The organism is Paenisporosarcina sp. TG-14, assembly GCF_000297555.1.
Taxonomy (GTDB): domain Bacteria; phylum Bacillota; class Bacilli; order Bacillales_A; family Planococcaceae; genus Paenisporosarcina; species Paenisporosarcina antarctica.
Genome location: NZ_AMGD01000068.1, coordinates 23,138 through 30,633, shown reverse-complemented (window position 1 = coordinate 30,633; position 7,496 = coordinate 23,138). Strand labels below are relative to the sequence as shown.

7 protein-coding genes are annotated in these 7,496 nt (G+C 37.3%); 5 read left to right on the top strand and 2 right to left on the bottom strand.

Going from position 1 to position 7,496, the window contains the following annotated elements; genetic code table 11:
• Positions 1 to 233: 233 nt before the first annotated feature.
• Both C406_RS0116590 and C406_RS20575 read left to right on the top strand, forming a co-directional pair.
• Complete coding sequence (locus tag C406_RS0116590) at positions 234 to 1,424, top strand: glycine C-acetyltransferase (RefSeq protein WP_017381780.1); 1,191 nt, start codon at positions 234 to 236, stop codon at positions 1,422 to 1,424.
• Between the two features lie 195 nt (positions 1,425 to 1,619).
• Positions 1,620 to 1,742 carry a DUF3977 family protein gene (locus C406_RS20575; RefSeq protein ID WP_443146806.1) on the top strand — a complete coding sequence of 41 codons (123 nt, stop codon included), beginning with the start codon at positions 1,620 to 1,622 and terminating at the stop codon, positions 1,740 to 1,742.
• 698 nt (positions 1,743 to 2,440) lie between these two features.
• Here C406_RS20575 and C406_RS0116580 read toward each other — a convergent pair.
• Positions 2,441 to 3,106, bottom strand: coding sequence for a hypothetical protein (locus C406_RS0116580; RefSeq protein WP_237740588.1), 666 nt, complete (start codon positions 3,104 to 3,106; stop codon positions 2,441 to 2,443).
• Positions 3,107 to 3,328: 222 nt separating this feature from the next.
• Between C406_RS0116580 and C406_RS0116575 the strand changes: the two genes are divergently transcribed.
• The 3 genes from C406_RS0116575 (at position 3,329) to C406_RS0116565 (ending at position 5,928) form a co-directional block, all read left to right on the top strand.
• Complete coding sequence (locus C406_RS0116575; RefSeq protein WP_017381777.1) at positions 3,329 to 4,273, top strand: L-threonine 3-dehydrogenase; 945 nt, start codon at positions 3,329 to 3,331, stop codon at positions 4,271 to 4,273.
• A gap of 153 nt (positions 4,274 to 4,426) precedes the next feature.
• Entirely contained in the window at positions 4,427 to 4,756 is a 330-nt protein-coding gene (locus tag C406_RS0116570) for a hypothetical protein (protein ID WP_017381776.1), read from the top strand.
• Positions 4,757 to 4,953: 197 nt separating this feature from the next.
• Positions 4,954 to 5,928 (top strand): CaiB/BaiF CoA transferase family protein, encoded by a 975-nt coding sequence (locus C406_RS0116565; protein WP_017381775.1) that lies wholly within the window; start codon positions 4,954 to 4,956, stop codon positions 5,926 to 5,928.
• Positions 5,929 to 6,133: 205 nt separating this feature from the next.
• Here the strand turns inward: C406_RS0116565 and C406_RS0116560 are convergent, their stop codons facing one another.
• Positions 6,134 to 7,489: a YjiH family protein gene (locus C406_RS0116560; protein ID WP_017381774.1), complete on the bottom strand. Its 1,356-nt coding sequence runs from the start codon at positions 7,487 to 7,489 to the stop codon at positions 6,134 to 6,136.
• Between the last annotated feature and the right edge of the window lie 7 nt (positions 7,490 to 7,496).

The following is a 7,496-nucleotide window of genomic DNA, read 5'->3' as shown; positions in this document are numbered from 1 at the left end:
GGAAAGCAACGGGATACTTGAAAAACTACATAAAAAAAGTATGCCGTAAAAAAGAAGTTTTACTGACTTTCTGGACAGTCTTGAAATACTTTTTAATTCATAAGAAGTATTTCAGTTGCCACCCTTTTTTTGCAAAGATAAGTATGGCTTATGTTAAAATGGAAAAGATTATATAACATCAGAGTTTAGCTAATGAAATTTGGCACATAAACTCGCATGAAAGGAAGATAATAATGTCAAACGTATTAGATGCTTTTTTACAAGAAAATTTACAAGATTTACGCGATCAAGGCTTATACAATGAAGTCGATCCGGTTGAAGGCCCGAACGGTGCGAAAATTCAAGTTCGTGGCAAAGAATTAATTAATTTATCTTCTAATAACTATTTAGGTTTAGCAACAAACGAAGAACTTAAACGCATTGCAAAAGAAGCAATCGATAAGTACGGTGTAGGAGCAGGGGCGGTTCGTTCAATTAATGGAACGCTTGATTTACACGTTAAATTAGAAGAAAAGCTAGCTGAGTTCAAAGGAACGGAAGCAGCAATTTCTTTCCAATCTGGATTCAACTGTAACATGGCAGCTATTTCAGCAGTTATGGATAAAAATGACGCGATTCTTTCTGATCAATTAAACCACGCATCGATTATTGATGGTTGCCGTTTATCAAAAGCTAAAATTATTGCCTTTAAACACTCAGATATGGAAGATTTACATGCAAAAGCAAAAGCTGCACAAGAATCAGGTCTTTATAATAAAGTAATGATTATTACAGATGGCGTATTTTCAATGGATGGTGATATTGCGAAATTGCCTGAAATCGTAAAAATTGCGAAAGAATTAGATTTAATTACTTACGTAGATGATGCACATGGATCGGGTGTTACTGGTAAAGGAAAAGGCACAGTAAAACATTTCGGTTTAGAAAAAGATATCGACTTCCAAATGGGCACATTGTCTAAAGCAGTAGGTGTTGTTGGCGGTTACGTGGCTGGTAAACAATCGTTAATTGACTGGTTAAAAGTTCGTTCACGTCCGTTTTTATTCTCAACAGCAGTGACACCTGGTGATGTTGCGGCAACTACTGCTGCGCTTCAAATGATTATCGATTCAACCGAGCTTCATGATAAGTTGTGGGAAAATGGAGATTATTTAAAAGCCGGACTTAAAGAATTAGGATTTGACATAGGTGCATCAGAGACGCCGATTACTCCTTGTATTATTGGGGATGAAAAGCTAACGCAAGAATTCTCAAAACGCTTATTTGAAGAAGGCGTCTATGCAAAATCAATTGTCTTCCCAACCGTTCAAAAGGGAGCAGGGCGTGTTCGTAATATGCCGACAGCAGCTCATACAAAAGAAATGTTGGATGAGGCAATGTCCATTTATGGAAAAGTCGGAAAAGAACTTGGCATAATTAAGTAAAGAAGATAAACACTCGAATGTGTAAAAACATTCGAGTGTTTTTTTATATTAATTAGGGGGTGTGTTCTGATGAGCTAGATATAAAAGAAATTAATGAACTGTTAGTACAAGTTCGTGTCGGCATTCATGAAGCGCAAAACCGAGTGCGCTACGTCATGAACTCATTCGTAATAGGGTCCAATAAATTTATACTCCTTGTATTTAAGAATTTGGATTGGTAAAACCGTTTTAATAGTAGGTTTAATAGAAGGTTTTAAAAGACAAAAGAAAAACCGTAAAGAATCTAAAGTTATAGTAGGTATAGTCAGTAGTAGTTAAATCTTGTTTCAGCTAACGAGATGCTTTACTTGAATAACCGGCTGCCTTTGCAAGGCGGCTTCTCTTATGGTCTAGATTTTAATCCTCCTTTATATACAGGTGATTGGCACGTAAATGGGCAAAGGTTAAAAATTCTTGATTAGAAACCATCATGACACCACCGGAAATTAGTACACTTATTATAAAACAAAAACAAGCAATCTTTTCCTCTAAAAATTGAGGAAAGTATTGCTTGTTTAGATTGAAAAACCGGCTCATTCTGTTAGATTTTGAATAGATAAAGGAATCTCACTTTTTTTAGATGAAAGAAAATATATGTACAAGTGATTGAAGTTGAAGGCGGCGACTCCGGCGTGAAAAGCGAGACAGACAAGACCCCGCAGGAAACGAATTGTACACAATTCGTTTGCGACGAGTAACCGCAGGAGCAAGGGTTTTCAAACGGACGAGGAGGCTTGGCGCTCGCCCCGCGGAAAGCGTTCGCCTGTTTCTGCATCGCTTCGCTAGCTTCGAAACATGAAAGTGCGCTGAAACGGAAATCACCTATACTAGTCCATAAGCAAAGAAATTATATATTAACTTTTTAAGTGGCCTAGCGAGATGCGTCGAGGTCTTTTAAGTGTGTGGGAAGTTGGTGCAGATAAAATACCTATTCCAACAAAAAACCACGCGAAATGTCAGCGTGGCAACCGAAAATTCTACATATTATTAAAGGAATGAACTAAAATATACTTTTGGGCCCCACGCGATTCATCGATGGCTTTTTTAGACTCGATTTCAAACTCAGCATGTTGACCTTTTTCACGAGCATAAAGGGCATGCAAAGCGTGATTCATCCAATCCACATGTATATTTTCCTCATGGAGAATCGCTTCTTCAAAGTCACCTTTTATGGCAGCTATGTAAGCAGCGTAATACGATTTCAATGGATCGCTATCTATTTTTTTAGCATATGTATCTGCAGCATCAATATCTTTAAGATGTAAAGCTAAAATCGTTTTATACACATTTTGCATGTACGGCTGTTTGTGCTTTGCTAAAATGGCGTTTAAACTTTCTTCAATTTCAGTGTCATTACCTTTTTCCAAAGCAAGTGGATACGCAAATAATGGCTTCTTCCTATTTGACTCTAGAAATTTTGCGATTGACTTTACGTTATTTGATCGATAAGCGGTGAATACTTGTGGCAGAACTACAAATGCTAAGAAAAGGATGAAGACGGTTGAAATGATAATTAAGATTGGAAATTGTAAGTAGGATAAAAACAAAGTTAAGCTGATTATTAATAAATAAATCATAATTAAGCGGAAGATATTCATAAGTAATTTAGTCCTTTTTATTTTTAAGTATACCAAAATTAACATAGTAAATGAAAGGTTATTACAAATCATAATGAACGATAAGAATTTACTATTTCAGTATTACAAATTGAATAAAAGGAAAACACTGCTATGTGAAATATATTGTACTTTCACAACGAACACACTATAATAGGTACTAGTTGAAGTCAATGGTATCAAGGTTTCATTTAAAATATATGTACTTTTGGAGAGTACAAATGTATATATGAAGAGGAGTAGTTTTAATTGAAAAGAATTATCGTAACCGGTGCTTTAGGTCAAATTGGATCAGAATTAATTGTGAAATTACGAGATATTTATGGAGCAGACAATGTTTTAGCAACGGATATTCGCTTAACGGATTCACCTGTTACTACAAGTGGACCGTTTGAATTATTAGATGTAATGGATGCAGATCGCATGCATGCACTTGCAAAAGACTTCGGCGCAGATACGATGATGCATATGGCCGCATTGTTATCGGCAACAGCTGAAGAAAAGCCATTACTCGCTTGGAATTTAAATATGGGTGGCTTAGTAAACGCACTTGAAACGTCAAGAGACTTAGGCCTTCAATTTTTCACCCCGAGTTCAATAGGAGCATTTGGTCCATCCACGCCGAAACAAAATACTTCCCAAGATACTTTGCAACGTCCAACCACGATGTATGGAGTGAACAAAGTGGCGGGTGAGCTATTATGTGATTACTATTTCCACAAGTTTGGTTTAGATACTCGCGGTGTTCGTTTCCCAGGGCTTGTTTCGTACGTAACGCCACCAGGTGGAGGAACAACGGATTATGCGGTAGATATTTATTACAAAGCATTAGAAGATGGAAAATATACTTCATACATTGAGCAAGGTACGTTTATGGATATGATGTATATGCCTGATGCCGTCCAAGCAATCATTGACTTAATGGAAGCGGATGGGTTAAAACTTGTACACCGAAACGCGTTTAACGTTACAGCAATGAGTTTTGAACCGGAACAAATTGCTGCATCGATTCGCAAACATATTCCAAATTTCGAATTGTCCTACGATGTAGATCCAGTTCGACAAGGTATTGCAAACAGCTGGCCAGATGCGATTGATGCAAGCGCTGCGAAAAATGAATGGGGCTTTAAAGCACTCTACGATTTAGATGCAATGACCGAAGATATGCTCGAAAAGCTTACCCAGAAAGTATAATAAAAACAAATACCGAAAAGCTGACGATCCTACTACTAGGAGACGTCAGCTTTTTTTTCATTTAGAATCTGCAGCTTTTGCTTTATTTGAAATGCAAATTAGAGTTTTGCGACACTGTAATATATCTAACATGGTTAAAAAGAGTTGGTATTAATGTCGAGCGATAGCTCAGTTGTAATTATTGGCTGTCACGTTGTAATTATGGAACGTGACGTTGAAAAAATTGATCTCCACGTTGTAAAAATCGCGATTCACGTTGTAATAGTAAAATTATGGAATGTTATTAGCTGGTTACAACTCAATCACGATATAGATTTACTGGCACGTCACAGAAAAACTGGTGGCCTTGTCCGACAACACCATTCAAGTTTTGCATTTGAAAATCCTGGTTTTCTTAATGATTTCCGCTTATTGATTCTAAAATTTTCCAAAAGTTTTTATAGCACTTTTCACTTAGTTTTTGTACAATACTATTATGCTTAAAATTAGTTAATTCAGAAAAAAGAATTAATTTTCAATAGTAAAGAATGAATAAGGTGAACTTTTCCATTAAAACTGAGTAGACGTAAATTTGCTGTCACGATCACGTGGGAACAATACGTGTCAATTAATATCAATTCTCTATGGAATGAATAGCTTGTTAGTGTACTAAATTCGTAATGAAATTGGAGTTGTTAAGTATGAAACCATTAGATCAAATTCGCGTGTTGGACATTACGTATTACTTACCAGGACCGTTTTCGACCATGCGCCTTGCAGAAATGGGAGCAGATGTAGTGAAAATCGAACCACCAGAAGGAGATCCAGCGTTTTCAATGAGTGGCGGGGCTATTCATCGCGCGAATAATCGAGGGAAGGTAATAGTCCATCTAGATTTGAAAACAGCTTCTGGAAAAGAACAACTGGCAGAACGAATTAAACATTCAGATGTCTTGCTAGAATCGTTTAGACCAGGGGTAATGGAACGTCTTGGATTTGGTTATGAAGAAGTCAAAGCGATCAATCCATCAATTGTGTATTGCTCAATGACAGGATACGGATCGGACAGTCCGCTAGGGAATTTTGGAAGTCATGACTTGAACTATCTTGCTTTATCAGGCGTTCTTTCACAAATACAAGACAGTAAAGGCAAGCCTGTTATTCCTAAAACTACTTTAGCGGATTACGCAGGAGGATTTGCTGTATCTGAATCTATATTAGCTGCACTTGTTCTCCGTTTTCGAAAAGGGGAAGGTTCAAAAATTGAAGTTTCAATTACAGATACGATGGCTAAATTCCAAGGAACAAATCTTGAATACTTGGCTTCAGGACTGTCGGATCACGGAATCCCCGAAATAGATGGATCATATGTTGCGTACAATATATATGAAACAAAGGATGGACGTTACATTGCGTTAGCCGCCCTTGAATTGAAGTTTTGGACTAATTTCTGCGAATTTGCGAAGCGACCTGATTGGCAAGCCATGCAATTTGAACTTGCCGAAAGTGAAGTTCATCAACAAATCGACCTATTTTTCGCATCACTTTCGTGGGAAGAGTGGTTAAATATTTCACTTGAAACGGACTTTTGCTTAACGCCCATAATGTATCCAAGCGAGCTTGATCAACATCCACATTGGTCAAGTAGGGGGAAATTGGTTTCTTTGAAACAATGAAATTGATAAGTTGAAGCAATTTCTTTTCATGAATTCTTAAATAATGGAACTAATAGTCTTCGTTGGATTGACTACCAAAAAGAATAAGCTGTCTCTAAAGTCGCAAGTTGCGACAATGGAGACAGCTTATTTAATGTCTAGCTAGCAGTAATCCTTTGCCACATTTCATGGCGCCGAGCTAGATAGGCTTCTTCGAATTTCGGAATTAAAACAACAAATGTGCTACTGCAGCGATAATTGGTAATGAAATTACTGTGCGTAGTAAGAAAATGATAAGTAGATCTAAGATATTGACTGGGATTTTAGATCCTAGTAATAATCCACCGACTTCAGACATGTAAATTAATTGTGTAACAGAAGTCGCAGCAATCACAAAACGTGTCATCTCAGACTCAATCATTTGACTACCCAGAATGGCTGGCAAGAACATGTCCGCAAAACCAACAACCATCGTTTGTGCAGCTTGTGCAGCTTCAGGAATACCAAGAATCATCAACAAAGGCTCAAACGGTTTCCCTAACCATACAAATAAATCGGTATAAGTGGCAAGCATTAACGCAATGGTACCAAACGCCATAACGACTGGCGCAACACCTATCCACATATCTAATACATTTTTTAAACCATCTGTAACAAATTTCTTAACAGAGCGATTCTTATTCGCCGTTGTCATGGCGTTTTCTAAACCGTGACTTACGACGTTGTATCCTTTAGGCAATGTTTCTGCATGCTCATCAAATGGGCGACCATCAATGTATTCATTAGATTTACGTGACAATGGAAATATGCGAGGCATTATAAATGCTAATACAATACCCGATAAAGTAACTGTTGCGTAAAATGGAAGGAAATAAGCACCAAGTCCTAATTCTTCAATTACGACAATAGAGAAAGTAATCGACACGACTGAGAATGTCGTTCCAATAATAGCGGCTTCTTTTTTGGTGTAGAAGCCTTCTTCATATTGCTTGCTTGTTAGTAAGACGCCAATTGTACCATCGCCAACCCAAGAGGCAAGGGCATCAACGGAAGAACGACCTGGTAATTTAAATAAAGGACGCATTATTTTAATCATGATTGTACCGAAAAATTCAAGTAAACCAAAATTCAAAAGTAAAGGTAAAAGAAGTCCTGCAAATAAGAATATCGTGAACAAGAAAGACAAAAGTCCTGTAGAAGAAAGTAATAATCCACCCGTATCTCCGCTTCGAACTGCTTCAGGTCCAATATTTGCAACAACCATAACGGCAAAGACAGCACCTATTACGCGTACAATTGTCCAGAACCAGTTGACTTGGAAGAGCTTTTCAAAAAATGTTTGATCATCAGGATTTGAATCTTTTTTAAACTGATAAATAATTGAACCAAGTGCAGCAAGAATCATTACGATTGTAACAGTCCATGGCATTATGGGTTCGACTGCACCAGCGACCATATTCGCTAAAATAGCAACAGGAATTTTCCATTCGCCATCAAACTTGAATGGAATCATGAATAAGAATATTCCGATAATTGAGGGTATTAAGAATAATAGCCATGTAGATAGTGAAAATTTCTTCAAAGGTGAC